General features: G+C 72.6%; 18 protein-coding genes and 3 pseudogenes. 8 read left to right on the forward strand and 13 right to left on the reverse strand.

Translation table 11 applies throughout. The features are described 5' to 3' along the window. Positions 1 to 119: 119 nt before the first annotated feature. The 10 genes from J1792_RS04345 to J1792_RS04390 form a co-directional block, all read right to left on the reverse strand. Positions 120 to 1,628, reverse strand: a complete 1,509-nt coding sequence (locus tag J1792_RS04345; protein ID WP_207246689.1) for an NADH-quinone oxidoreductase subunit N — start codon at positions 1,626 to 1,628, stop codon at positions 120 to 122. Beyond that, positions 1,628 to 3,223 carry a complex I subunit 4 family protein gene (locus J1792_RS04350; protein WP_207246690.1) on the reverse strand — a complete coding sequence of 532 codons (1,596 nt, stop codon included), beginning with the start codon at positions 3,221 to 3,223 and terminating at the stop codon, positions 1,628 to 1,630. The genes J1792_RS04345 and J1792_RS04350 overlap by 1 nt, the downstream gene beginning before the upstream one ends. Before the next feature lie 2 nt (positions 3,224 to 3,225). Continuing rightward, complete coding sequence (locus J1792_RS04355; protein WP_086567340.1) at positions 3,226 to 5,217, reverse strand: NADH-quinone oxidoreductase subunit 5 family protein; 1,992 nt, start codon at positions 5,215 to 5,217, stop codon at positions 3,226 to 3,228. Continuing rightward, positions 5,214 to 5,579, reverse strand: coding sequence for an NADH-quinone oxidoreductase subunit NuoK (gene nuoK, locus J1792_RS04360; RefSeq protein WP_086567342.1), 366 nt, complete (start codon positions 5,577 to 5,579; stop codon positions 5,214 to 5,216). Before nuoK ends, J1792_RS04355 begins: the two co-directional genes overlap by 4 nt. Then, positions 5,579 to 6,136, reverse strand: a complete 558-nt coding sequence (locus J1792_RS04365) for an NADH-quinone oxidoreductase subunit J family protein (protein WP_086567344.1) — start codon at positions 6,134 to 6,136, stop codon at positions 5,579 to 5,581. The genes nuoK and J1792_RS04365 overlap by 1 nt, the downstream gene beginning before the upstream one ends. After that, complete coding sequence (locus J1792_RS04370) at positions 6,133 to 6,714, reverse strand: NuoI/complex I 23 kDa subunit family protein (protein WP_207247082.1); 582 nt, start codon at positions 6,712 to 6,714, stop codon at positions 6,133 to 6,135. The genes J1792_RS04365 and J1792_RS04370 overlap by 4 nt, the downstream gene beginning before the upstream one ends. Next, positions 6,714 to 7,679 (reverse strand): complex I subunit 1/NuoH family protein, encoded by a 966-nt coding sequence (locus tag J1792_RS04375; protein ID WP_207246691.1) that lies wholly within the window; start codon positions 7,677 to 7,679, stop codon positions 6,714 to 6,716. The genes J1792_RS04370 and J1792_RS04375 overlap by 1 nt, the downstream gene beginning before the upstream one ends. Before the next feature lie 717 nt (positions 7,680 to 8,396). Then, positions 8,397 to 9,170 (reverse strand): NADH-quinone oxidoreductase subunit C, encoded by a 774-nt coding sequence (locus tag J1792_RS04380; protein WP_242645435.1) that lies wholly within the window; start codon positions 9,168 to 9,170, stop codon positions 8,397 to 8,399. Next, a complete protein-coding gene (locus J1792_RS04385) occupies positions 9,167 to 9,817 on the reverse strand; it encodes an NADH-quinone oxidoreductase subunit B (RefSeq protein WP_207246692.1) in 651 nt (216 codons plus the stop codon). The genes J1792_RS04380 and J1792_RS04385 overlap by 4 nt, the downstream gene beginning before the upstream one ends. Continuing rightward, on the reverse strand, positions 9,808 to 10,224 hold the full coding sequence (locus J1792_RS04390; RefSeq protein WP_207246693.1) for an NADH-quinone oxidoreductase subunit A: 417 nt from the start codon (positions 10,222 to 10,224) through the stop codon (positions 9,808 to 9,810). The genes J1792_RS04385 and J1792_RS04390 overlap by 10 nt, the downstream gene beginning before the upstream one ends. A gap of 172 nt (positions 10,225 to 10,396) precedes the next feature. Between J1792_RS04390 and J1792_RS04395 the strand changes: the two are divergent. The 8 genes and pseudogenes from J1792_RS04395 to J1792_RS04430 all read left to right on the forward strand — a co-directional run bounded on the left by J1792_RS04395 (position 10,397) and on the right by J1792_RS04430 (position 21,830). After that, a pseudogene (locus J1792_RS04395) lies at positions 10,397 to 11,592 on the forward strand (sensor histidine kinase). A gap of 176 nt (positions 11,593 to 11,768) precedes the next feature. Then, positions 11,769 to 13,120, forward strand: a pseudogene (locus J1792_RS04400) (sensor histidine kinase). Between the two features lie 154 nt (positions 13,121 to 13,274). Continuing rightward, positions 13,275 to 13,916: pseudogene (locus J1792_RS04405) on the forward strand (LuxR C-terminal-related transcriptional regulator); the annotation flags it as partial. 214 nt (positions 13,917 to 14,130) lie between these two features. Then, positions 14,131 to 16,044, forward strand: coding sequence for a 2-oxoacid:acceptor oxidoreductase subunit alpha (locus J1792_RS04410; RefSeq protein WP_086568319.1), 1,914 nt, complete (start codon positions 14,131 to 14,133; stop codon positions 16,042 to 16,044). Then, positions 16,037 to 17,107 carry a 2-oxoacid:ferredoxin oxidoreductase subunit beta gene (locus J1792_RS04415; protein ID WP_372446067.1) on the forward strand — a complete coding sequence of 357 codons (1,071 nt, stop codon included), beginning with the start codon at positions 16,037 to 16,039 and terminating at the stop codon, positions 17,105 to 17,107. The genes J1792_RS04410 and J1792_RS04415 overlap by 8 nt, the downstream gene beginning before the upstream one ends. 105 nt (positions 17,108 to 17,212) lie before the next feature. Then, positions 17,213 to 19,222: an APC family permease gene (locus J1792_RS04420; RefSeq protein ID WP_086568322.1), complete on the forward strand. Its 2,010-nt coding sequence runs from the start codon at positions 17,213 to 17,215 to the stop codon at positions 19,220 to 19,222. An 82-nt stretch (positions 19,223 to 19,304) separates the two neighbouring features. Then, positions 19,305 to 20,330 carry an EamA family transporter RarD gene (rarD, locus tag J1792_RS04425; RefSeq protein WP_086568324.1) on the forward strand — a complete coding sequence of 342 codons (1,026 nt, stop codon included), beginning with the start codon at positions 19,305 to 19,307 and terminating at the stop codon, positions 20,328 to 20,330. A 111-nt stretch (positions 20,331 to 20,441) separates the two neighbouring features. Further along, positions 20,442 to 21,830, forward strand: coding sequence for a M28 family metallopeptidase (locus tag J1792_RS04430; RefSeq protein WP_086568326.1), 1,389 nt, complete (start codon positions 20,442 to 20,444; stop codon positions 21,828 to 21,830). 100 nt (positions 21,831 to 21,930) lie between these two features. On the opposite strand, the gene J1792_RS04435 is transcribed toward J1792_RS04430, so the two are convergent. From J1792_RS04435 to J1792_RS04445, 3 genes are all read right to left on the reverse strand, one after another. Beyond that, positions 21,931 to 22,818 carry an ABC transporter permease gene (locus tag J1792_RS04435; RefSeq protein WP_086568328.1) on the reverse strand — a complete coding sequence of 296 codons (888 nt, stop codon included), beginning with the start codon at positions 22,816 to 22,818 and terminating at the stop codon, positions 21,931 to 21,933. Beyond that, a complete protein-coding gene (locus J1792_RS04440) occupies positions 22,805 to 23,788 on the reverse strand; it encodes an ABC transporter ATP-binding protein (protein ID WP_207246695.1) in 984 nt (327 codons plus the stop codon). The genes J1792_RS04435 and J1792_RS04440 overlap by 14 nt, the downstream gene beginning before the upstream one ends. 93 nt (positions 23,789 to 23,881) lie before the next feature. After that, the gene (locus tag J1792_RS04445) at positions 23,882 to 25,219 is read right to left on the reverse strand and encodes a LolA family protein (protein ID WP_207246696.1); all 1,338 of its coding nucleotides are present in this window, start codon (positions 25,217 to 25,219) and stop codon (positions 23,882 to 23,884) included. Between the last annotated feature and the right edge of the window lie 161 nt (positions 25,220 to 25,380).

Consider the following 25,380-nt stretch of genomic DNA (forward strand, 5'->3'; position numbering starts at 1 on the left):
GGGGACCGCCAGTTCCCCCGCCCACCCCGCCCGGCCCTGGACCGGCCGGGTGATTCCCGCCGCGACCGGGTGATTCCGCCGCGGCCCGACCGCCCGGCCGCCCGCCTGCGGCAGCGCTCCTACAGCAGCGCCTGCGAGGCGAAGCGCAGCACCAGCTGCGGGGCGCCGGAGAGCACCACGCCGGTCACGGCCGCCAGGGCGATGGCCGCGGTCAGGCTGCGCGAGGTGCGCAGCGGCACCCGCTCCGCTTCGGTCCCGGCGCCGCGGAAGAGCACCGCCGTCCACCGCAGGTAGTAGTAGAGGGCGATCACGACGTTGACGGCCATGACGACCGCCAGCCAGCCCAGCCCCGCGTCGACCGCCGCCGAGAAGACGGTGACCTTCGCGAACAGGCCGATGACGCCCGGCGGCAGGCCCGCCAGGCACAGCAGGAAGAAGCCCAGGGCGAGGGCGGCGAGCGGGCGACGGGCGTACAGGCCGCGGTAGTCGTCGATCCGGTTGGCCGGGCTCGTGCGGGCCACCAGGGCGGCGACGGCGAAGGCGCCGAGGTTCACGGCGGCGTACATCAGGGCGTACGCGACGGTGGAGCCGATGGCCCGGGAGGCGTCGTCGGCGTAGCCGGCGGCGGCGATCGGGACCAGCAGGTAGCCCGCCTGGCCGACCGAGGACCAGGCCAGCAGCCGGACGGCGCTGCGCTCGCGGTCGGAGCGCTGGCGCAGGGCGGCGACGTTGCCGGCGGTCATGGTGAGCGCGGCGAGCACGGCGAGGGCCGGGGCCCACACGTCGGCGTACGAGGGGAAGGCGACGACCGTCACCAGGATGAGCCCGGTGAAGCCGACGGCCTTGCCGATGACCGACAGGTAGGCGGCGACCGGCAGCGGGGCGCCCGCGTAGGTGTCGGGAACCCAGAAGTGGAAGGGGACGGCCGCGGTCTTGAAGGCGAAGCCGACGAGCGTCAGGGCGACGCCCGCCTGGGCCAGGACGGCCAGGCGCGGGTCGACGTGGGTGAGGCCGTCGGCGATGCGGGTGAGGTGCAGGGTGCCGGTGGCGGCGTAGACGAAGCTCGCGCCCAGCAGCGTGACCGCAGTCGCGGTGACGGAGGAGAGGAAGAACTTCAGCGCCGCCTCGGAGGAGCGGCTGTCGCCGCGGCGCAGGCCGACCAGCGCGAAGGCGGGCAGCGAGGCCACCTCGAGGGCCACGACGAGGGTCGCGAGGTCCCGGGAGGCGGGCAGCAGCGCCGCGCCGGCGGCGGAGGACAGGAGCAGGAACCAGAACTCCCCGGCGGGGAGTTCGGAATCCGCGATGTCGCTGAAGGACAGCAGGGCCGTCAGCAGCGCTCCGCCCAGCACGAGCAGCTGGATGACGAGCGTGAAGTGGTCGGCGGTGTAGCTGCAGGCGCCGCCGCCCGTGGTGCCGGTGAGGCAGAACGTCGAGCGGTCGCCGTCCAGCAGCGGCAGGAGCGAGAGCCCGGCGAGGATCAGGCCGGTGACGGCGATCCACCCGAGGAGGGGTTTCCTGCCCTCCGGCAGGAAGAGGTCGGCCACCAGGATGCCCAGCGCCACGACGGCCGTGATCGTGGGCGGGGCGATGGCGAGCCAGTCGACGGACTGGACCAGGGAGGAGCCCATCAGTTGCCACCTCCGAGGAGCTGCTGAACGGCCGGGTCGGTGAGGCCGAGGAGGGCCGCGGGCCAGAGTCCGGCGAGGACGGTGAGGGCGACGAGGGGGGTCCAGGCGGCGAACTCGTACGGACGGACGTCCGCGAGCGCGCCGGACGGGCCGGGGGCGGTGGCGGGCGTGACGCCGTCCCCGTCCCCGTCGCCGCCCATGCACACCCGGCGGACGACGACGAGCAGGTACGCGGCCGTCAACAGCGTGCCGAGGCCGGCCAGGGCCATGAAGGTGAGGAACGCGGGGCGGCTGAGCCCGTCGGCGGGGCGGAAGGAGCCGAACATCGCCAGCATCTCGCCCCAGAACCCGGCGAGGCCGGGCAGTCCGAGGGAGGCCACGGCGCCGAAGGCCAGCAGGCCGCCCAGGCGGGGGGCCCTGCCGTAGAGCGCCGCACCCGTGAGGCCGGAGAGCTCGTCGAGGTCGCTGGTGCCGTAGCGGTCCTTGATGGCGCCGACGAGGAAGAAGAGCAGGCCGGTGATCAGGCCGTGGGCGATGTTGGCGAACAGCGCGCCGTTGATCCCGGTGGGGGTGAGCGTGGCGATGCCCAGCAGCACGAAGCCCATGTGGCCGACGGAGGAGTAGGCGATCAGGCGCTTGAGGTCGCCCTTCCCGCCGGAACGGGCCAGGGCCAGGCAGACCAGCGAGCCGTAGACGATGCCGACGGCGGCGAAGGCCGCGAGGTAGGGCGCGAAGGCGTGGGCGCCCTCCGGCGCGATCGGCAGGACGATCCGGACGAAGCCGTATGTGCCCATCTTCAGCAGGACGCCCGCCAGCAGCACCGAGCCGGCGGTCGGGGCGGCGGTGTGGGCGTCGGGCAGCCAGCTGTGCAGGGGCCACATCGGGGCCTTGACGGCCAGGCCGATCCCGATGGCCAGGACCGCGATGACCTGCGTGGTGTGACCGAGCCCGGACCCGTTGTCAGTGGCCAGTGCCACCATGTCGAACGTGCCGCCCTTGATGCCGATGAGGAGGAGGCCGAGCAGCATCACGACGGAGCCGAGCAGGGTGTAGAGGATGAACCGCCACGCGGCGCGCTCCCTGCCCTCGCCGCCCCAGCGGGCGATGAGGAAGTACATCGGGATGAGCACCATCTCGAAGGCCAGGAAGAACAGCATCAGGTCGAGGACGGCGAAGGTCGCCAGGGTGCCGGACTCGAGCACGAGGAGCAGCGCGACGAATGCCTTGGGGGACGGGCCCGACGGCATCTTGGAGTAGCTGTACAGCGCGCAGAGGAAGGTCAGCAGCGCCGTCAGGACGAGGAGGGGTAGCGAGATGCCGTCGACGCCGAGGTGGATCCGCACGCCGAGCGCCGGGATCCAGCTGATGTCGGTGGTCGCCTGCATGCGCGCCGGGTGGTCGTGGTCGAAGCCGGCGGCCAGGGCCACGGACAGCGCGAGGACGGCGCCGGTGACGGTCACGCCGTGACGGAGCACGGCCTGGTCCGGGTCCTTGCCCTTCAGCCCGGGCGGGGCGGGGAGCAGGGCGGCGACGGCGCCGACGAGGGGGAGGACCACGATCGCGGCGAGGAGGATCTGCAGCACGGTATGACTCACGGTCAGGCTCCGGTGGCGACGAGTACGGCGGCGACGGCCAGGACGACGGAGCCGGCGAGCAGGGCGCTGAGGTAGGTCTGCACGTTGCCGGTCTGGGCGCGGCGGACGGCCGCGCCGAGCAGGCGGGGGGCGCCGCCCGCGCCGCGCACGTACGCCTCGACGACCTCGCGGTCGAGGAAGCGGGCGAGGCGGGCGGCGGCACGCGTCGGCCGGACGAAGAGCACGGAGTACACGGCGTCGAGGTGGAAGCCGCCGACCGCGTGGCGGTGCAGGGGGCCGAGCAGGAGCCTGCCCGGGTCGGCGGGGTCGGGGGCGCCCGCGATGCCGCCGTAGGCGGCCTCGTGGGTGGCGATGGTCTCCTCCTCGGAGACGTACGGGGCGGCTCCGGGGTCCGCGGCCACGGCGCCCAAGGGGGTGCGGGCGGCGTACGCGGCGGTCCTGCGCCAGGCCGCGTACATGACGATCACGCCGGCGAGGGCGAGGCCGGTGGAGAGGACGGAGGTGGTGAGCGTCGGGGTCAGCGAACCCCCGTCGAACCAGTCGGGCAGCTTCCAGGCGGCCAGGCCGAGCGCGGCGGTGGGGAGGAAGAGGACCCACAGGACGGCGTTCATGGCGAGCGGCTCGCGGCCGTGCCCGGCGGCCTCGGCGCCCTTGCCGTGGAAGGCCAGCAGCCACAGGCGGGTGGCGTAGCCGGCGGTGAGCAGGGCGGTGAGCAGGCCCGCGACCAGCACGATCCAGCCGGCGGCGGCCGGGATGCCGTGGGCGTCGCCGGTGGTCGCGTGCTCGGCCGCGCCGAGGACGGCCTCCTTGGAGAAGAAGCCGCTGAAGGGCGGGATCGCGGCGAGGGCGAGGAGGCCGACGGTCATCGTCCAGTAGGCGTCGGGGACGCGCTTGGCGAGGTGGTTCATCCGCGACATCGCGGCGAGCGAGTTGGTCCCCGCCGCGTGGATGATCACGCCCGCGCCGAGGAAGAGGAGGGCCTTGAACGCGCCGTGCGAGATGAGGTGGAAGACGGCCGCGCCGCGGTCGCCGACGGCGAGGGCGCCGGTCATGTAGCCGAGCTGGCCGACGGTCGAATAGGCCAGGACGCGCTTGATGTCGTCCTGGGCGAGGGCGGCGAGCGCCGAGCCGGCCATGGTGACCGCGGCCATCACGGCCATCACGACCAGGGCCGCCGCCGAGGCGGCGAAGACGGGGAGGAGCCGGGCGATGAGGTAGACGCCGGCCGCGACCATCGTCGCGGCGTGGATCAGCGCCGACACCGGGGTGGGGCCGGCCATCGCGTCGGGCAGCCAGGTGTGCAGGGGGAACTGCGCGGACTTGCCCGCGACGCCGGCCAGGAGCAGCAGCGCCACCAGGGTGGGGTGCTCGATGCCGCCCGAGACGGCCGTCGTGAGGATGCCGTTGATCCGGAAGGTTCCGGCGTCGGCGGCCAGCGCGAAGACGCCGATCAGGAAGGGGACGTCGCCCAGCTTGGTGACCAGGAAGGCCTTGAGGGAGGCGGACCGGGCGGCCCGGGTCTCCCAGTAGTGGCCGACGAGGAAGTACGAGCAGATGCCCATGACCTCCCAGCCGACCAGCAGCACCATCAGGTCGCCGGAGTAGACGACGAGCAGCATCGCCGAGGTGAAGAGGGAGACGAGGGCCGCGTACGAGGGGTAGCGGGGGTCGTCGCGCAGGTAGGCGGTCGAGTAGAGCTGGACGCAGGTCGCCACGATCCCGACGAGCACGGCGACCAGCACGGCGAAGCCGTCCAGGTGCAGGGCGAGGTCGATGGGCACGGACCCGGTGGGGGTGAGCCGGGTCGAGGCGTCGAGGGGCTTCTCCCCGCCCTGCTGCCAGGCGACGACGACCGCGAGCACGGCGGCGGCCAGCGTCGGCAGCACGGCCAGCGGCCGTACGGCTCCGGGCGCGCGGCGGCCGAGCAGAAGGCCGGCGGCGGCGCCGAGGAAGGGCAGCAGGGGGACGAGGACGGCGGTGGTCGTGGTGCTCACGCGGCGGCCTCGGCCTTCTCCTCGCGGTCTGCGCGGTCGGGGTCGGGTCGGTGGGCGTCCTCGCCGAGGTCGCGGAGCCGGTCGACGTCGGCGGTGCCGCGGTTGCGGTACACCTGCAGGACGATCGCCAGGCCGATGCCGATCTCGGCGGCGGCGATGGCGATGGTGAAGAGGGTGAGCGCCTGACCCGCGTGGAGCGTGTCGCGCAGCCACACATCGAAGGCGACGAGGTTGAGGTTGACGGCGTTGAGCATCAGCTCGACGGACATCAGGACGAGGATCGCGTTGCGCCGGGCGAGCACGCCGTACAGGCCCACGCAGAAGAGGAGGGCCGCGAGGACGGCCGCGTAGACGAGGTGCATCAGCGCTCCTCCTTCTTCCTGCGGGAGAGGACGATCGCGCCGACGAGCGCGGCGAGCAGCAGCACGGACAACGCCTCGAACGGCAGCACCCAGTGCCGGAAGAGGATCTCCCCGGAGACCTTGGTGGAGCCCTGAGGCGCGCCGCGCAGGTCGATCCAGGTCGTACGGAAGGCGTCCACGACCACCCAGACCAGCGCGGCGGCGGCCGCGACGGCCACGCCGAGGGCGGGCCACCGGTTGGCCGAGTCGGCGTCCGGCGAGCGGCCGATGGGCGCCTTGGTGAGCATCAGCCCGAAGAGGAGCAGGACCACGACCGAGCCGACGTAGATCAGCACCTGCACCCAGGCGATGAACTCCGCCGTCAGCAGCAGGTACTCCACGGCCAGCCCGCCGAGCGCCATCACCAGCCAGAGCGCGGCGTGCACCAGCTGCTTGGTGGTGACGGTGACGACGGCCGCCCCCAGGGTCGCGATGCCCACCAGGAGGAAGGCGATCTCGACACCGGACGGGGAGAGGAAGCCGGGCGCGTTCGCGGCGAGCACGGTGGTGCCGGTCATGCGTCGTCCTCCTTCTCCTGGGGCTTCTCCTGGGGCTTTTCCTCGGCCTTCTCCTGGGCCTGCGCGGCCAGCTTCTCGGCCGTCTTACGGGCCGCCGCGATCTCCTTCGGCTCCTCGGCCGCCGGATCGAGCGCGGGCGGCTCGGGCACGGTCCACATCCACTCGCGGAGCTTGTCCCGCTCGTGGGTCAGCTCGTGGATGTCCGTCTCCGCGTACTCGAACTCCGGCGACCAGAAGAGCGCGTCGAACGGACACACCTCGATGCAGATGCCGCAGTACATGCACAGGGCGAAGTCGATCGCGAAGCGGTCGAGGACGTTACGGCTGCGCTCGCGGCCCCCCGGGGTGGCGGCCGGCACCGTCTCCTTGTGGGAGTCGATGTAGATGCACCAGTCCGGGCACTCGCGCGCACACAGCATGCACACCGTGCAGTTCTCCTCGAACAACCCGATGACGCCGCGCGTGCGGGGCGGCAGCTCGGGCTGCACCTCGGGGTACTGCGCGGTCACCGAGCGACGGGTCATCGTCCGCAGGGTGACGGCCAGGCCCTTGGCCAGGCCGGAGCCGGGAATGGGCATTACTGGGTCACCACCTTGACGACGCCGGTCAGCGCGATCTGCGCCAGTGCGAGCGGAATGAGAACGGTCCACGCCAGCTTCTGCAGCTGGTCCTCGCGCAACCGCGGATAGCTCACCCGCAGCCAGATGACGACGAAGGCCAGCAGCGCCGTCTTCAGCAGCGTCCACAGCCAGCCCAGGCCGTCGGCCCCGAACGGGCCGTGCCAGCCGCCGAGGAAGAGCACCGTCGTCAGACCGCACAGCACGACGATGCCCGCGTACTCCGCGAGCAGGAACATCGCGAAGCGCAGGCCCGTGTACTCGGTGTACGCGCCGAAGATGATCTCCGAGTCGGCCACCGGCATGTCGAACGGCGGCCGCTGCAGCTCCGCCAGACCCGCCGTGAAGAACACGAGCCCGCCGACGATCTGCCACGGCACCCACCACCAGTGGAAGGCGTCCACGATCCCCGGCAGCGACACCGTGCCCGCCGCCATCGCCACCGAGGCCGCCGCCAGCAGCATCGGCAGCTCGTACGCCATCAGCTGTGCCGCGGTCCGCAGGCCGCCGAGCAGCGAGAACTTGTTCGCCGAGGCCCAGCCCGCCATCAGCGAACCCAGCACGCCGACGCCCATGACCGCCAGCACGAAGAAGATGCCCGCGTCGATGAACTGACCCACCGCGTTGCCGGGCCCTACCGGGATCGCCACCAGCACCAGCAGATACGGCAGCAACGCCACCGCCGGCGCGAGCTGGAAGATCCTCCGGTCCGCGCCCGTCGGCACGATGTCTTCCTTCTGCGCGAACTTCACACCGTCCGCCACCAGCTGCGCCCAGCCGTGGAACCCACCGGCGTACATCGGGCCCAGACGGCCCTGCATGTGCGCCATCACCTTGTGCTCCGTCTGCCCGATGGCCAGCGGCAGCACCAGGAAGACGACGAAGACGGCGGCGAGGCGCAGGACGACGTCCAGAATGTCGCTCATGCGGGGTCGCCTCCGGCGGGGTTCGTGTCGTTCTCGGTCCCGCCGCTTCCGGCTGCGCCGGGCTTGCGGGGTTCTTCGGCCTCAGCGGGTTCGGCTGCCGGTTCGGCTGCGCCGGGCTTGCCGGGTTCGCCGGTGGCGGCTGAGGGCTCGGCTTCGCCGGGGGCGTCCGCGGCCGGGGCCGGGGCCTGGGGCTCCGGGCCGGTCGGCACCGCCGGGGCGGGCCGCGTGGGCTCGCCGCCGTCGCGGCGGGAAGAAGCGGGCTCGGCCTCGCCGGGGTCTCGGGGGCCGGTTTCGCCGTGGGGTCGTCGAAGGCCGGGCGGGCGTGGTGCCAGGGGGCGTCGGACGAGCGGGGCGCCGGGCGCGGGCGCGTGGCCTGCGGCTCCGCGGCCGCCTCGCCGGCCTGACTGGCCGAACCGTCCGCCGCGCTGCGGGTACGCCGGGGCGTGGGCGCAGCGCCCTCCGCCTGGCTCGCCGAACCGTCCGCCGCACTGCGGGTACGCCGGGGCGCAGCCTCGCCGGCCTGACTGGCCGAGCCCTCTGCCGCACTGCGGGTGCGACGCGGCGTGGGCGCAGCGCCCTCCGCCTGGCTCGCCGAGCCGTCCGCCACGCTCCGCGTACGCCGAGGCGCGGCCTCGCCGGCCTGGCTCGCGGAACCCTCCGTCGCACTCCGCGCACGGCGCGGCGCGGCCTCGCCGGCCTGGCTCGCCGAGCCCTCCGTCACGCTGCGCGCACGGCGCACCGGGCGGTCCGTGCCGGCGCCCGCGCCGGCGGTCGCGCGGGGGTGCGGGTGGGGCGGGCGGGGGCCGGTGGGAGTTGGCCCTTGAGGGGGCCCCATTCGTTGGGGTCGGGGACGCCCGGCGGGAGCATCTGGCGGCGCTTGGGGCCGCCCTCCGCCGCCTCGCCCGGCTCCTTGGCGCCCGGCCAGGCCTTGACCACGCGGGCCGCGAGGACGAAGTCCTTGCGGAGGGGGTGGCCCTCGAAGTTCTCCGGCAGGAGCAGCGGCACGAGGTGGGGGTGGCCGGTGAAGTCGACGCCGAACATCTCGTGGGTCTCCCGCTCGTGCCACGCCGCGCCGGCGTAGACGCCGACGGCGGTCGGCAGCGCGGGAGCGTCGTGCGGCACGGTCGTACGCAGGAGCAGTCGGCGGATGCCGTGCGGGCCCTCGCCGGCGCCGGGCAGTGCGGCCACGTGGGAGCACACGCGGAAGCCCGTGCCGGGCTCGTCGACGGCGCTGAGCCAGTCGAAGAAGGTGCAGCCGAGCCGGTCCCGGGCGGTCTCGAGCGCGGTGATCCAGGCCTCGGCGGGGACGTCGACGGTGAGCAGGCCGTAGGCCTCCTCGGCGCTCGCGCCCTCGCCGAACAGCTCGGCGGCGCCGGCGGGCAGCCAGCCCACGGCCGGCTGGGTCACGTCGGCCAACGTCACGTCGGCCACCGTCGCGTCAGGCGGTGTCGCGTCGGACGGTGTCGCATCCGGCTGGGTCGGCTCGCTCATCGGTCCGTCTCCTCGGCACCCTGGCCCGTCGTGTCCGGCGCCTGCGGCGCCGTGGGCGCCGCCGGCGGGGTCACCAGGCCGCTGCGCAGCTGGCCGACCGAGGCCCGGCCGCCCGCGGCGGAGCCGTACCGCTCGCCCAGCGACTCCTGGGCGATCTTTTCCTGCAGCTTGATGATTCCCTGCAGCAGCGCCTCGGGGCGCGGCGGGCAGCCCGGTACGTAGACGTCCACGGGGATGATCTGGTCGACGCCCTTGGTCACGGAGTACGAGTCCCAGTAGGGGCCGCCGCAGTTCGAGCAGGCGCCGAAGGAGATGACGTACTTCGGCTCGGGCATCTGCTCGTACAGCCGCTTGACGGCCGGTGCCATCTTGTCCGTCACCGTGCCGGAGACGATCATGAGGTCGGCCTGCCGGGGGCCCGGCGCGAAGGGGATGACGCCGAGGCGGATGAAGTCGTGCCGGGCCATGGAGGCGGCGATGAACTCGATCGCGCAGCAGGCCAGCCCGAAGTTGAAGACCCACAGGCTGTAGCGCCGGCCCCAGTTCAGGACGACCTTCATGGGCTCGGGCGCGAGGCGGGCCAGCGGCCCGAGGCGGCGCGGCTCCGGGAGGTCCACGGGCGCGGTCACTGGGGGTGTCACGTCCATTCGAGGACGCCCTTCTTCCATGCGTACAACAGGCCCACGGCGAGGAAGCCGAGGAAGATGAACATCTCCACCAGCGTCGCTCCGCCGAAGCCCGGCGCGGCGAACACCGTCGCCCAGGGGAACAGGAAGATCGAGTCCACCGCGAAGATCACGTATAGGAAGGCGTAGACGTAGTAGCGGACCTGGGTGTGCGCCCAGCCCTCGCCGACGGGGTCCACGCCGCACTCGTAGGTGAGCAGTTTCTCCGGCGTCGGCGCCACCGGCCGCAGGAGCCGTCCGGCCCCGAAGGCCACGGCGACGAAGAGCACTCCGATCACCGCGACGAGGCCGACCACGGAATAGGCGTGGAAGTACTCCGACGCGAGCTGGACATCGGCGCTGCTGGTGCGCACGGTTGCCTCCGGCACGTCCGCCCCTCGTTCCCTGTCCTGTTTGTTCGACGATCTGTACGCACGCGAGTCTAGGCCCTGCCAGGGCCGGGGTGAGCCGCGCTGTCCGGCCGGAGGTGGGGTTATCCCCACCCGCCCCCACCCATGGCCCCCATGGCGACGGCCGGTACGGGCCGGGCAGGCTTGCCGTATGAACGCCAGCAGCGCCGGCAGCGAAACCGCTGATTCCGCTTCCGCCGAGGACCACCTGCCACCCGCTCGTTTCGCCTTCGGGGCGCGGACCTGGAAGGAGGTGGCACACCTCCTCCTCAACCTGCCCGAGGGCATCCTCGGCTTCCTCTACGTCTCCCTCTGGCTCTACGCGGGCGTCGCCCTGGCCGTCACCGTCGTGGGCCTGCCGCTGCTGGCGCTGGGCCTGATGGGGGCCCGGGTGCTGGGGCGGGTGGAGCGGGGCGGGCGCGCCGCCTGCTGGGCGTGCGGATCGACGAGCCCAGCCCGCTGGCGCGCGGCCGGGCGGACCGGGGCTTCTTCGGCTGGCTGTGGGCGACGCTGAAGGACCCGGTGGCGTGGCGCAGCACGCTGTACGCGTTCATACGATTGCCATGGGGTGTTCTCACGTTCTGCGTCACCCTGGTCTCGCTGTTCGTCGCCTGGCCGGTTCTGGGGCATCTGGCGCGGGCCCTGACGCTCGTGGACCGGGCGATGGTGCGCGGCCTGCTGTCCCCCTCGAGCGAGCTGGAGCGGCGGGTGGCCGAGCTGGAGGAGGACCGGGGCGTGGTGGTCGACACCGCCGCCGCCGACCTGCGCCGCATCGAGCGCGACCTGCACGACGGTGCCCAGGCCCGCCTCGTCGCCCTCGCCATGGGCCTCGGCCTGGCCAAGGAGAAGCTGCTGGAGGATCCGGACGCGGCGGCGCGGATGGTCGACGAGGCGCACGGCGAGGTGAAGCTCGCCCTCCAGGAGCTGCGCGACCTCGCCCGCGGCATCCACCCGGCGATCCTCACCGACCGGGGGCTCGGCCCGGCGCTGTCGTCGGTGGCGACGCGCTGCACGGTCCCGGTGCGGGTCGCGGTGGACCTGCCGGCCCGGCCGGCGCCCGCGATCGAGGGCATCGCCTACTTCACCGTCTCCGAGCTCCTGCAGAACGTCAGCAAGCACAGCCGGGCGGCCATGGCGGACGTCGAGGTGTGGCGGAAGCGGGACCGGCTGCTGATCCAGGTGCGCGACGACGGGCGCGGCGGCGCCTCCACGGCCGGGGGCAGCGGACTGGCCGGGCTGGCCGAGCGGCTGGGGTCGGTCGACGGGCTGTTCGTGGTGGACTCCCCCGCCGGCGGCCCGACGGTCGTCACGGCCGAGCTGCCCTGGCGGGACCGTGCCGGCGGCTGACGCCCGGGACCGTACCGGCGGCTGACGTCACGGCGGGGGTGGGGACAGCCCCACCCCCGGAACACCGACTCGCCGCATGGCCGCGCACCCCCCTCGGACGGGAGCCTTGCGGAAGGCCGGGAGCCCCGCGACGGGCGGGACCGGCACCGCGGACGACGAGGACGAGGACGGCGAGGATGGCCATCGACTACGGAACCGACCGGCGACGGGCGGCGGCGGGCCCGCCGCGCGTGCCCGCCGTGCTGCGCGCGCCGCTGGAGGGCCGCACCTGGCGGGAGTTCCTCTACTTCCTGACCGGTCTGCCGGTCTCGGTCGTCCTGTTCTCGTACGCCGTGACGATGACCGCGCTGGGCGTCGGCCTGCTGGTCACCTTCCTCGGGGTGCCGGTGCTGGCGGCGACGCTCGCGGGGGCGCGCGGTCTGGGCGCGCTGGAGCGGATGCGCGCCCGGGGGCTGCTGCGGCTGGACGTCGCCGATCCCGAGCCCGTACGGCCCCGGCGCGTGAGCGCCAGGGGCAGGCAGCGGGGCGGCCTGATGGCGTGGGTGGGGGCGCTGCTCAAGAGCGGGACGTCCTGGCGGCACCTGCTGTACATGGTGCTGCACTTCCCGTGGGCGATCTTCACGTTCGTGACGTCGCTGGTGCTGATGACGGTCGGCTGGGGGCTGTTCCTCTACCCGGCGTGGCAGTGGATCCATCCGACGTACCTCGACCAGCCGGGCATCCAGCTCTACGGCGAGGCGGGTGGGCAGAGCTTCTACCTCGACAGCCCCTTCGAGATCCTCGTGACCAGCGGCCTCGGCCTGCTGGTGGTCCTGGGCACGCCGTGGGTCGTCCGGGGCCTGGCGCAGGTGGACCGGCTGATGGTGTCGGGGCTGCTGGGGCCGTCGCGGCTGGCGGCGCGGGTGTGGGAGCTGGAGGAGGACCGGGGCGTGGTGGTCGACACCGCCGCCGCCGACCTGCGCCGCATCGAACGCGACCTGCACGACGGCGCCCAGGCCCGCCTCGTCGCCCTCGCCATGGACCTGGGGCTGGCCAAGGAGAAGCTCGACGAGGACCCGGAGGCGGCGGCCCGGATGGTGGACGAGGCGCACGGCGAGGTGAAGCTCGCCCTCCAGGAGCTGCGCGACCTCGCCCGCGGCATCCACCCCGCCATCCTCACCGACCGCGGACTCGGCCCCGCCCTGTCCGCGCTGGCCGCGCGCTGCACGGTGCCCGTGACGGCCGAGGTGGACCTGGCCGCGCGCCCGGCGCCGGCCATCGAGGGCATCGCCTACTTCACCGTCTCCGAGCTCCTGCAGAACATCAGCAAGCACAGCCAGGCGACCTCGGCACGGGTGGACGTGTGGCGCACGGCGGACCGGCTGATGCTGCAGGTCACCGACGACGGGCGCGGCGGCGCCCGGACGGCCGGCGGCGGCGGACTGGCCGGGCTGGCCGAGCGGCTGGAGGCGGTGGACGGGCTGCTGCTCGTGGACTCCCCGCCGGCGGCCCGACGGTCGTCACGGCCGAGCTGCCCTGGCGCGGCTGATCCCCGCGCGGGCGCCCGCCCGCCCCGCCGACCGGCCCCGGAGCCGCCCGCTCCGGGGCCGGATGCTGCGATGCTGGGGGCGTTCGTTCAAGCGTCGCTGCCTGGGGGCCGGAAGATCGTGATCGTTGAGGACAGGGTGCGGGTGGTCATCGCCGAGGACTCGGTGCTGCTGCGGGAGGGCCTGACCCGGTTGCTGACCGACCGGGGCCACGACGTGGTGGCGGGGGTGGGCGACGGCGAGGCGCTGATCAAGACCATCACGGACCTCGCCGCCGGGGACGGCCTGCCGGACGTGGTGGTCGCGGACGTGCGGATGCCCCCGACCCACACCGACGAGGGCGTCCGGGCGGCCGTGCGGCTGCGCCGGGACCACCCCGAGCTGGGGGTGCTGGTGCTGTCGCAGTACGTGGAGGAGCAGTACGCCACGGAGCTGCTGGCCGGCAGCAGCCGGGGCGTGGGGTATCTGCTGAAGGACCGGGTCGCCGAGGTGCGCGAGTTCGTGGACGCGGTGGTCCGGGTCGCCCGGGGCGGCACGGCGCTGGACCCGGAGGTCGTCGCGCAGCTGCTGGGCCGCAGCCGCAAGCAGGACGTGCTGGCCGGGCTCACCCCGCGCGAGCGGGAGGTCCTCGGGCTGATGGCCGAGGGGCGCACGAACTCCGCCATCGCCCGGCAGCTGGTGGTCAGCGACGGAGCGGTGGAGAAGCACGTCAGCAACATCTTCCTGAAGCTGGGGCTGTCGCCCAGCGACGGGGATCACCGGCGGGTGCTCGCGGTTCTCACCTACCTCCGGTCGTGACGACCTACCGTCGGCGGCGACGGCCTACCGTCTGGGGTGACGGCCTACTGTCGGCGGTGCGGTCCGCACCGACGCGGCATCGGCCGTCAGTGCGGCATCAGAGCGCCGAGGCAAACTTCATACCCGTACATGATCGTCCGAACATACGATGACCGTGGGAACGCCGTTGGGCGCCACCGAAGGCGCGGCGCCGCCACGAGGGAGGTCCGAAGCAGTGACCAGCCAGGTCAGCAGCACGGCCGAGGGGGCCGCACCAGCCGATCCGCCCGCCAAGGAGGTGCGCCGGCTGGACCGGGTCATCATCCGTTTCGCGGGCGACTCCGGTGACGGCATGCAGCTCACGGGAGACCGGTTCACCTCCGAGACGGCGTCGTTCGGCAACGATCTCTCCACCCTGCCGAACTTCCCCGCCGAGATCCGGGCTCCCGCCGGCACGCTCCCGGGCGTGTCCTCGTTCCAGCTGCACTTCGCCGACCACGACATCCTCACCCCCGGCGACGCGCCGAACGTGCTGGTCGCGATGAACCCGGCCGCGCTCAAGGCCAACATCGCGGACGTGCCCCACGGCGCGGAGATCATCGTCAACACGGACGAGTTCACCAAGCGCCCCATGGCCAAGGTGGGCTACGACGCCAGCCCGCTGGAGGACGGCTCCCTGGACGCGTACAACGTCCACCCGGTGCCGCTGACGACGCTGACGATCGAGGCGCTCAAGGACTACGGCCTGTCCCGCAAGGAGGCCGAGCGCAGCAAGAACATGTTCGCGCTCGGCCTGCTGTCGTGGATGTACCACCGGCCGACCGAGAGCACCGAGGCGTTCCTGCGGAAGAAGTTCGCGAAGAAGCCGCAGATCGCGGAGGCCAACGTCGCGGCCTTCCGGGCCGGCTGGAACTTCGGCGAGACGACGGAGGACTTCGCGGTCTCCTACGAGGTCGCCCCGGCCACCTCGGCCTTCCCGCCCGGCACCTACCGCAACATCTCCGGCAACCTCGCGCTCTCCTACGGCCTGATCGCCGCCTCCCGCCAGGCGGACCTGCCGCTCTACCTCGGCTCGTACCCGATCACCCCGGCCTCGGACATCCTCCACGAGCTGTCGAAGCACAAGAACTTCGGCGTGCGCACCTTCCAGGCCGAGGACGAGATCGCCGGCATCGGCGCGGCGCTGGGCGCGGCCTTCGGCGGCGCGCTCGCCGTGACGACCACCTCGGGCCCGGGCGTCGCCCTGAAGTCGGAGGCCATCGGCCTGGCCGTCTCCCTCGAACTGCCGCTGCTGATCGTCGACATCCAGCGCGGCGGCCCCTCCACCGGCCTGCCCACCAAGACCGAGCAGGCGGACCTGCTGCAGGCGATGTACGGGCGCAACGGCGAGGCGCCGGTGCCGATCGTGGCCCCCCGCACGCCCGCCGACTGCTTCGACGCGGCGATCGACGCGGCCCGCATCGCGCTCATCTACCGGACCCCGGTCTTCCTGCTGAGCGACGGCTACCTCGCCAACGGCTCCGAGCCCTGGCGGGTGCCGGACACCGACGAACTGCCCGACCTGCGCGTCCAGTTCGCCTCCGGCCCCAACCACGAGCTCGCCGACGGCACCGAGGTGTTCTGGCCGTACAAGCGCGACCCGCACACCCTGGCCCGCCCCTGGGCCGTGCCCGGCACCCCCGGCCTCGAGCACCGCATCGGCGGCATCGAGAAGCAGGACGGCACGGGCAACATCTCCTACGACCCGGCCAACCACGACTTCATGGTCCGCACCCGGCAGGCCAAGGTCGACGGCATCGCCGTGCCCGACGTCGAGGTCGACGACCCCTCCGGCGAGGCCCGCACGCTCGTGCTCGGCTGGGGGTCCACCTACGGGCCCGTCACGGCGGCCGTGCGCCGCGTGCGCGCCGAGGGCGAGCGCGTCGCCCAGGCCCATCTGCGCCACCTCAACCCCTTCCCCGGGAATCTCGGGGAGGTGCTGGCGCGTTACGACAAGGTGGTCGTACCGGAGATGAACCTCGGTCAGCTCGCCACCCTGCTGCGAGCGAGATATCTGACCGACATCCGCTCCTACACCCAGGTGAGCGGAATGCCGTTCAAGGCCGAGCAGCTCGCCACCGTGCTGAAGGAGGCCATCCACCATGGCTGAGACGACAGGGTCGATGATCGAGGCGCTCTCGCTGGTGCCCAAGGCCGAGGCCGTGCAGTCCATGAAGGACTTCAAGTCCGACCAGGAAGTGCGCTGGTGCCCCGGCTGCGGCGACTACGCCATCCTCGCCGCCGTGCAGGGCTTCATGCCCGAGCTCGGCCTGGCGAAGGAGAACATCGTCTTCGTCTCCGGCATCGGCTGCTCCTCCCGTTTCCCGTACTACATGAACACCTACGGGATGCACTCCATCCACGGCCGTGCCCCCGCCATCGCCACCGGCCTCGCCTCCTCCCGCCGCGACCTGTCGGTGTGGGTCGTCACCGGTGACGGCGACGCGCTGTCCATCGGCGGCAACCACCTCATCCACGCGCTGCGCCGCAACGTCAACCTGAAGATCCTGCTGTTCAACAACCGGATCTACGGCCTGACCAAGGGCCAGTACTCGCCCACCTCCGAGGTCGGCAAGATCACCAAGTCCACGCCGATGGGCTCGCTGGACGCGCCCTTCAACCCCGTCTCCCTGGCGATCGGCGCGGAGGCCTCGTTCGTGGCCCGTACGGTCGATTCCGACCGCAAGCACCTCACCGAGGTGCTGCGCCAGGCCGCCGCCCACCCCGGCACAGCGCTGGTGGAGATCTACCAGAACTGCAACATCTTCAACGACGGCGCCTTCGAAGCCCTCAAGGACAAGCAGCGGGCCCAGGAGGCGGTCATCCGCCTGGAGCACGGTCAGCCGATCCGCTTCGGCGCGGAGAACGAGAAGGGCGTCGTACGCGACCGGGCCACCGGCGACCTGAAGGTCGTCACGGTCACGCCGGAGAACGCCTCCGACGTCCTGGTGCACGACGCGCACGCCGCCTCCCCCACCACCGCCTTCGCCCTCTCGCGCCTGGCCGACCCCGACACGCTGCACCACACGCCCATCGGCGTGCTGCGCAGCGTCGACCGCCCGGTCTACGACACCCTGATGTCCGACCAGCTCGAGGCCGCCATCGAGGAGAAGGGCAAGGGCGACCTGGCCGCGCTCCTGGCCGGCAACGACACCTGGACGGTCGTCGGCTAGCCCGTACGCCCGTACGCCCGCCCGTTCCCCGGCCGGACACCCGAAACGGGTGCCCGGCCGGGGCGTCTGACGGGGCTTCGGCGGGGAAGGCGCTCTCATATGGGTATGGCCGATCCCGATGCCGCCGATCCGCGTGCCGCCACGACGCCCCCGGCGCCGGAGGTGCGCGACCGGCTCGCGTACCGCGTCAAGCGCCTGGTCCTCGGGCCGCCGCTGGTCACCGAGCAGCTGGCGACCGAGAAGCTCTCCAACCCGATGGCGCTCGGCGTCCTCGCCTCCGACTGCATCTCCTCCACCGCCTACGGCAGCGAGGAGATGCTGCGCATCCTGGTCCCCGTCGCGGGGGCGGCCGCCTTCAGCCTGCTGATGCCGGTGACCGGCGCGATCCTGTTCGTCCTGGTGCTGCTGACCCTCTCCTACCGCGACGTCGTCTCCGTGTACACCCGGGCCGGCGGCTCCTACGTCGTCGCCCGCGAGAACTTCGGGCCGCGCGTGGCGCAGATCGCCGCCGTCGCCCTGCTCGTCGACTACATCGTCACCGTCGCCGTGCAGACCGCCGCCGGCACCGACGCCCTGATCTCCCTCGCCCACCTCACCGGCGAGGGCTACACCGGCATCGACCACCTCAAGCTCCCCATCACGGCGGGAGTGGTGGTGATCCTGATGTACGGGAATCTGCGCGGGGTCCGGGAGGCGGGACGGGCCTTCGCGACGCCTGCGTACCTCTTCATGCTCGCGGTGGCGCTGATACTCGTCGTGGGCCTGATCCGGGCGCTGGACGGCGGCCTGCCGCACGCGGACATCCACGCGGCGGGGGCCGTTCCGCTGGGCGAGCCCGGGCACGGCTGGCTGTACGGGGTGTCGGTGTTCATGGTGCTGCGCGCCTTCGCCAACGGCGGCTCCTCGCTGACCGGCCTCGAGGCGATCTCCAACTCCGTCTCGGCCTTCCGCCGCCCCCAGGGCGTCAACGCCCGGCGCACCCTGACCGTCATGAGCTGCGTCCTGGGCATGATGGTGCTGGGCGTCTCCACCCTCGCCCACTTCACCCACGCCATCCCCTACGAGGACGGCAACCCCACCGTCATCGCCCAGGAGGCCCACCTCGTCTTCGGCGACGGCTGGGCGGGCACGGTGGGACTGGTCTACGTCCAGCTCGCCACCGCCCTCATCCTCTACACGGGCGCCAACACGCCCTTCACCGGCTTCCCCTTCCTCGCCAGCTTCGTCGCCGAGGACCGCTTCCTGCCCCGCCAGCTGACGCGGCGCGGACACCGGCTGGCCTTCTCCAACGGCATCATCTGCCTGACGGTGATCTCGCTGGCGCTGCTGCTGGTGACCGGCGCCAGCGTCGACAGGCTCGTCGCCCTGTACGCCATCGGCGTCTTCACCGGCTTCACCATGGCCGCCTCCGGGATGACGGCCCACCACTGGCGGCGCCGGGAGAGCCACGCGAAGATCGCGGCCAACCTGGCCGCCGCGGTGGTCTCCGCGCTCGTCGTCGCGATCTTCGCGGTCACGAAGTTCACCGAGGGCGCCTGGCTGGTCGTGGTGGTCTTCCCCCTCGGGGTGTGGGCACTGATCCGCATCAACCGGCAGTACCGCCAGGAGGCCGCCGCCCTGGACAACGTGCCCTCCTTCACCACCGACCGCCCCCACTGGCGCCGGCACGTGGTCCACATCCTCGTCGACTCCCTCGACCTGGCCACGATCAAGGCCCTGCGCTACGCCCACGAGCTGCGGCCCGACGAGGTGCGGGCCCTGCACTTCGTCATCGACGAGTCCCGGGGCCGGCACCTGGCCGAACGCTGGGACCGCTCCTCCGGCACCACCGTGCCGCTGGAGCTCGTCGACTGCCCCGACCGCCGGCTGCGCCACGCGGTGGCCGCGCACGCCGCCCGCACCACGGCGGACGGGACGACGGCCCTGACCCTGCTGATCCCGCGCCGCACGTACTCCACGTCCTGGGGGCGGCTGCTGCACCGCGGCACGGCGGAGGAGATGGCCAGGGTCCTGGAGCAGCTGCCGAACGTGGCCGTGACGATCCTGCCGTTCGACGTCACCCGGGCGATCCAGCGGCAGCGGTCCGGCGCCGGGGAGGGCACGCCACGACCGTAATGCGATACGGGCATGACAGCCCGCCGCACCGGGGTCTACCGTCGCAAGGTCGCCTGCGCCGAGCCCCCGGGAAGGACCCCCGATGTCACCCACTCCGTCACCCACGCCGCCACCCACTCCGTCATCCGGCGAGACCCGTACAGGACTGCTGTACGGCGTCGCCGCCTACGGGATCTGGGGGCTCTTCCCCCTCTACTGGCCGCTGCTGGAGCCGGCCGGAGCGATCGAGATCCTCGCCCACCGCATGGTGTGGTCGCTCGTCACCGTCGCGGCCGCCCTGGCCGTCACCCGGCGCTGGCAGTGGATACGCCCGCTGCTGCGGCAGCCCAAGCGACTCGGCATCGCCGCGCTCGGCGCGGTCGTCATCTCGGCGAACTGGTGGGTGTACATCTGGGCCGTCAATTCCGGGCACGTCGTGGAGACGTCCCTGGGCTACTTCATCAACCCCCTCGCCACCATCGCCCTCGGCGTCCTCGTGCTGCGCGAGCGGCTGCGGACGGCACAGTGGGCGGCGGTGGGCGTCGGCCTGGTCGCCGTCGTCGTGCTGGCCGTCGGCTACGGCAAGCCGCCGTGGATCGCACTCGCGATCGCGGCCACCTTCAGCACGTACAGCCTCGTGAAGAAGAAGGTCGGCCTCGGCGGGCTGGAGTCGATGGCCGTCGAGACGGCCGTGCAGTTCCTCCCGGCACTCGCCGTCCTGATCTTCCTGGGGGCGCGCGGGCACTCCACCTTCGCCTCCGAGGGCGGCGGCCACACCCTGCTCCTGCTGGGCACCGGCATCATCACCGCGGTGCCGCTGATCTCCTTCGGCGCGGCGGCCGTGCGGCTGCCGCTGTCGGTGCTGGGCATGCTGCAGTACCTCGCCCCCGTCTTCCAGTTCGCCCTCGGACTGCTGGTCTTCCACGAGGCGATGCCGGCCGAGCGTTGGGCGGGCTTCGCACTTGTGTGGCTGGCGCTGGCGATGCTCACCTGGGACGCGGTGCGTACGGCCCGTCACGCTCGGGTGGAGTTGGAGGCGGCCCGGGTGCGCGCGACAACTGGTAACACAGAAAACACAATTGCCCCGCAGAGCGCAGAAATCACAGAAACCACAGCTCAGGGGGCATGAGCACCTGCCCGATATCCGGAAACCGGTGATCGGCGTCCGAAAACCGCCCTTGACGGAGCGTCAGGAGGACCTCAACATCATGGCCACGTCAAATGGAGTTGGGAGCCCCCCATGCTTGAACTCAACGGACCAACCCTGCCCCGGAGATCACGACGCGCCGCGGTCCTGCTCGCCACCGGCGCGGCCGTGACCGCCGCGCTGCTCGGCGTCTCCTCGGTCCAGGCCAACGCGGTTCCCACCACCGCCGCCGCCACGACCGCGACCGCGACCGCCGGGAAGACCGCCGCCCGGGCGGCCGCCGCGCCCGACATCTCCGTGGCCAACGTCAAGGCCCACCTGAACCAGCTGCAGTCCATAGCCAACGCCAACGGCGGCAACCGCGCCCACGGCCGCAGCGGCTACAAGGCGTCCATCGACTATGTGAAGGGCAAGCTGGACGCCGCCGGATTCACCACCAGCGTCCAGCAGTTCACCTCGAACGGCTCGACCGGCTACAACCTCATCGCCGACTGGCCCGGCGGCGACGCCGACCACGTCATCTTCGCCGGAGCCCACCTCGACTCCGTCTCGCGCGGCGCCGGGATCAACGACAACGGCTCCGGCTCGGCGGGCATCCTCGAGGTCGCCCTCACCGTGGCCAAGGAGGGCTACAAGCCCGGCAAGCACCTGCGGTTCGCCTGGTGGGGAGCCGAGGAGCTGGGCCTGGTCGGCTCGCAGAACTACGTCCGGCAGCTGCCCGCCGCCGAGCGGTCGAAGATCGACGCCTATCTGAACTTCGACATGATCGGCTCGCCCAACCCCGGCTACTTCGTCTACGACGACGACCCCCAGCTCGAGGGCGTCTTCAAGGACTACTTCGCCACCAAGAACATCGCCACCGAGATCGAGACCGAGGGCGACGGCCGTTCCGACCACGCCCCCTTCAAGAACGCGGGCGTCCGCGTCGGCGGCCTCTTCAGCGGCGCCGACTACACCAAGACCGCCGACCAGGCGGCCAAGTGGGGCGGCACCGCGGGCCAGCCCTTCGACCGCTGCTACCACGCCTCCTGCGACACCACGGCGAACATCAACGACACGGCGCTGGACAACAACTCCGACGCCATCGCCCACGCGGTGTGGACCCTGAGCAGCGGCTCCACCACGCCGCCCACCGGCAAGGTCTTCGAGAGCAAGTCCCAGGTCGACATCCCCGACGCGGGCGCGGCCGTGGAGTCCTCGATCACCGTCGGCGGCGTGCAGGGCAACGCCCCCGGCGCCCTCAAGGCCACCGTCGACATCCGGCACACCTACCGCGGCGACCTCGTCGTCGACCTGGTCGGCCCGAGCGGCAAGGCGTACCGGCTGAAGAACTCCAGCAGCAACGACTCGGCGGCGGACGTCACCGAGACCTACACCGTCAACGCCTCGGCCGAGACGGCGAACGGCACATGGAAACTCCGCGTCCAGGACGTGGCCGCGCAGGACTCCGGCCACATCGCCAGCTGGAAGCTCACGTTCTAACCCCCCATGGAGCGGGTGCCGGGCCGGCCCACCACGGCCCGGCACCCGTTCGTCCCATGCCGTCCACACCCGTTCGTCCCATACGGTCCGCTCATGCGGCTCACACGGTGATGTCCTTCGCCGTGAAGCGCGCCCACGCCGCCGAGCCGAACACGGCCGCGTACAGCGCCTGCAGGCCCAGATTGCGCAGCACCTGGTCCCAGAGGACCGGGTCGCGCAGCAGGTCCGCGAAGCTCAGCCAGTAGTGCGGGAAGAGATACGGCTGAATGGCACTGAGCTGCGGGAACTGGTCGAGGATCTGGACCGTGATCAGCAGCCCGACCGTGGTCGCCATCGCCGCCACGCCGCTGTTGGTGAGCGTGGAGACGAACAGCCCCAGCGCGGCGACGCCGACCAGCGACAGCGCCACCACCACGGCGATCGCCAGCGCGCGCAGCAGCCCCTCGCCGAATCCGATGGTCGTACCGCTGATCAGCGTGACCTCGCCGAGCGGGAAGAGCAGCGCCCCCACCGCCAGCGCCGAGACGGCCACGACGAGCGTCGCGGCGAAGCAGAACGCCATCGTCGTCGCGTACTTGGCGAACAGCAGCCGGGTCCGTCCGGCCGGGGCCACCAGCAGATAGCGCAGCGTGCCCGAGCCCGCCTCGCCCGCGACGGAGTCGCCCGCGATCACCCCGATCGCCATCGGCAGGAAGAACGGCAGGGTCGCGGCGAGCGAGGTGAAGACCAGGAAGAGACCGTTGTTGGTGACCTGGCTGATGAAGGCCGGTCCCCCGCCGCCGTGAGCGCCGTCGTCGCCGGTCTCGATCTTCACGGCGATGCCGATCAGCACCGGGACGGCCGCGAGCACCCCCAGCAGGGCAAGGGTGCGCCACCTCCGGAAGGTCGTGGTCACCTCGCTGATCAGGAGCGAGAGCCCCCACCGCCGGGCCGCGGCCGAGGCCGGGACCGCCGTCGCGCCCGCGGGCGCCGCCTCAGCCCGCGACATCGAAGCCCTCCCCCGTGAGCGCGACGAACGCGTCCTCCAGCGAGGCGCGTTCGGCGCCGAAGGCCCGTACGCGCACGTCCGCCCGGACGAGCGCGGCGTTGAGGTCCGCGAGCTCCGTCGCCGGGCCGGCCGGCAGCTCGCCGGTGACCCGGTCGTCCAGGACCGCGAGGTCGTTCACTCCGTGCTCCTTGAGGACCCGCACGGCCTCCGCCGTGTCGGGGGTGGTGACGGCCAGCCTGCCGCGGGCGGAGGAGGCCAGCTCGCCCACCGTCCCCTGGATCAGGAGCCGGCCCCGGGCCATGACGGCGACGTGCGTGCAGACCTGCTCGATCTCGTCGAGGAGGTGGGAGGAGAGGAAGACGGTGGTGCCCTCCGAGGCCAGCGAGCGCACCAGCGTGCGGATCTCGCGCATGCCCTGCGGGTCGAGGCCGTTGGTGGGCTCGTCCAGCACGAGCAGCTCGCGGGGCTGGAGCAGGGCGGCGGCCAGGCCCAGGCGCTGCTTCATGCCGAGGGAGTACGCGCGGGCCTTCTTGCCCGCCGCGCCCGTGAGCCCCACCCGGTCCAGGGCGTGGCCGACGCGGGCCCGGCGGGTGCGGGCGTCGGCGGTGGGGTCGGCGGCGTCGAAGCGCGTGAGGTTGTCACGGCCGGACAGGAAGCCGTAGAGGGCGGGCCCTTCGATCAGGGCGCCCACCCTGGGCAGCACCCGCCGGGTGCCGCGGGGCATCTCCTCGCCCAGCACCCGGGCGGTCCCGGAGGTCGGCTCGATGAGGCCCATGAGCATGCGGATGGTGGTGGTCTTGCCGGACCCGTTGGGCCCGAGGAAGCCGAAGACACTGCCGCGCGGCACGACCAGGTCGAGGCCGTCGACGGCGAGCTGACCGCCGAAGCGCTTGGTCAGCGCACGCGTCTCGACCACGGGAGCCCCTTCGGTGGCGCCGGGCCACGGCTCCGGCCTGGACCGGCCCTCCACGCTGTCTCCTCTCGGGTGTGCGGCCCGCGGCCGCGTCGGGCCCGGGCGCGGCGACGATCGCCGGAGCCCGGGCCACACGGGGCAAACAGCCCGCTACTTGGCGGCGTTCGCGGCCTTGACCAGCGCGTCCTTGTCGACCGCGCCGACGTAGACCTTTCCGTCGTCCGTCACCAGGGCGTTGACGATCTTCGTGCTGAAGACCCGGCCGGAGCCGAAGCCGCCGGAGACCTTGGTGCCGAAGCTGTCGAGCAGCGCCCCGGCGTCGGCGGCGTTCTTCTCGCCGCCCTTGGCACCGCTCTTGGCCTTGCCGGTGACGGCCGTCCCGGCGTCCTTGCCCGCCGAGAACCGGGCGATCGACGCCCAGCCCTCGCCGGTCACCTCGGGGGCGACGGAGGCGTCGCCGCCGACGCCGGGCAGGCCCAGCGCCTCGGGCAGGCCGCTCTTGTGGTCGTTCTTGTGGTCGCGGCCGGCTCCGACGGCCTTCTCGTCGGCCTCCGTCACCTTGGCGCCCTTGGGCGGGGTGAAGGCGAACGTGCCGGCGGAGGGCTTGCCGAAGTCGACCTTGGTGAAGCCGGCGTCGACGACCGCCTTGCCGCCGCTCTTGGCGGCGAGGGTGAACTTCAGCGGCACGCCGCTCTTGGCGTCGACCGCGATCCGCACCGAGCCGACCGTCGACTCGCCCTGCTTGGGCTTGATCACGAGCTGGTAGGCGTCGCGGCCGGCCACCTTGGCCGTGCCGTCGACGGTGATGGACGTCGACTCGTCGGCCGCGGCGAGGACCTTCTTCGACAGCTCCTGCGGAGAGGCCGCGCCGAGGCCCTTGGGCATGTCCTGCCCGGCCTTGCCGCCCTTGCCCTCGGCCGGGGCCTTGGGGGCCTCGGAGTGGTAGACGGTGTTGCTCGCGCTGTCGTACGCCCAGAGCTGGTCGCCGTTGCGGATGACGCTGTACTCGGCGGCGCGCTCGACGAGCGACAGGCGCTGCTTGTCGGGGCCGTCGGCGGCGACGCGCAGCGTGTGGGTGCCGGAGAGGAGCTCGGTGAGCTTGGACTCCGGGGAGGGGGCCGCGCCGCCCTTCCCGCCGTCGTGGCCACCGCCCTTGCCGCCCTTGCCGTCCTTGCCGTCCGCCCCGAAGGAGGCGCCGGAGGGGAGCGAGGGCAGGCCCAGGTCGGTGCTGATCTTGACCGTGCCCGACATCCGCTGGGTGTCGGACTGGGCCATCTTGGCTATGAGGTCCTGCGCGCTGATCCTCGGCAGATCGGGGTCGCCCGTGCCGGCGAACGCCGACGTGATGCCGATCGTCGCGGCCGCCACGCCCGCCACCGCGACCGGGACCGCGTAGCGGACGGCCTTACGGCGGCGGCCCGTTCCCGTACCGTCCCCGTCGGGCCCGGTGGCGCCGTCGGTGCCCGGTGTCGGTTGGATCCGTGCCATGTGCTCTACCTCCGTCGTCGGCGGCGGTCTTTCGCGTCGTGCACACGCCCACACCTAGGCTCATTGTGGCCCGACCGCACGGTGGAGGCGCTGGAGTCCGGGGTTTCCCCCGGAGGAAGACGCTTTCGATTCCACCAAACCGGCCACCAGAAGTCGTCAGC

Source organism: Streptomyces triculaminicus, from assembly GCF_017349075.1.
GTDB classification, from domain to species: domain Bacteria; phylum Actinomycetota; class Actinomycetes; order Streptomycetales; family Streptomycetaceae; genus Streptomyces; species Streptomyces triculaminicus.

Coding starts and splice junctions, on each gene's coding strand:
- J1792_RS04345 (WP_207246689.1), bottom strand. CDS start 1,628: ATGGGCTCCTCCCTGGTCCAGTCCGTCGACTGGCTCGCCATCGCCCCG.
- nuoK (WP_086567342.1), bottom strand. CDS start 5,579: ATGCACCTCGTCTACGCGGCCGTCCTCGCGGCCCTCCTCTTCTGCGTG.
- J1792_RS04365 (WP_086567344.1), bottom strand. CDS start 6,136: ATGACCGGCACCACCGTGCTCGCCGCGAACGCGCCCGGCTTCCTCTCC.
- J1792_RS04370 (WP_207247082.1), bottom strand. CDS start 6,714: ATGCCCATTCCCGGCTCCGGCCTGGCCAAGGGCCTGGCCGTCACCCTG.
- J1792_RS04375 (WP_207246691.1), bottom strand. CDS start 7,679: ATGAGCGACATTCTGGACGTCGTCCTGCGCCTCGCCGCCGTCTTCGTC.
- J1792_RS04380 (WP_242645435.1), bottom strand. CDS start 9,170: ATGAGCGAGCCGACCCAGCCGGATGCGACACCGTCCGACGCGACACCG.
- J1792_RS04385 (WP_207246692.1), bottom strand. CDS start 9,817: ATGGACGTGACACCCCCAGTGACCGCGCCCGTGGACCTCCCGGAGCCG.
- J1792_RS04415 (WP_372446067.1), top strand. CDS start 16,037: ATGGCTGAGACGACAGGGTCGATGATCGAGGCGCTCTCGCTGGTGCCC.
- J1792_RS04420 (WP_086568322.1), top strand. CDS start 17,213: ATGGCCGATCCCGATGCCGCCGATCCGCGTGCCGCCACGACGCCCCCG.
- rarD (WP_086568324.1), top strand. CDS start 19,305: ATGTCACCCACTCCGTCACCCACGCCGCCACCCACTCCGTCATCCGGC.
- J1792_RS04430 (WP_086568326.1), top strand. CDS start 20,442: ATGCTTGAACTCAACGGACCAACCCTGCCCCGGAGATCACGACGCGCC.
- J1792_RS04435 (WP_086568328.1), bottom strand. CDS start 22,818: ATGTCGCGGGCTGAGGCGGCGCCCGCGGGCGCGACGGCGGTCCCGGCC.
- J1792_RS04445 (WP_207246696.1), bottom strand. CDS start 25,219: ATGGCACGGATCCAACCGACACCGGGCACCGACGGCGCCACCGGGCCC.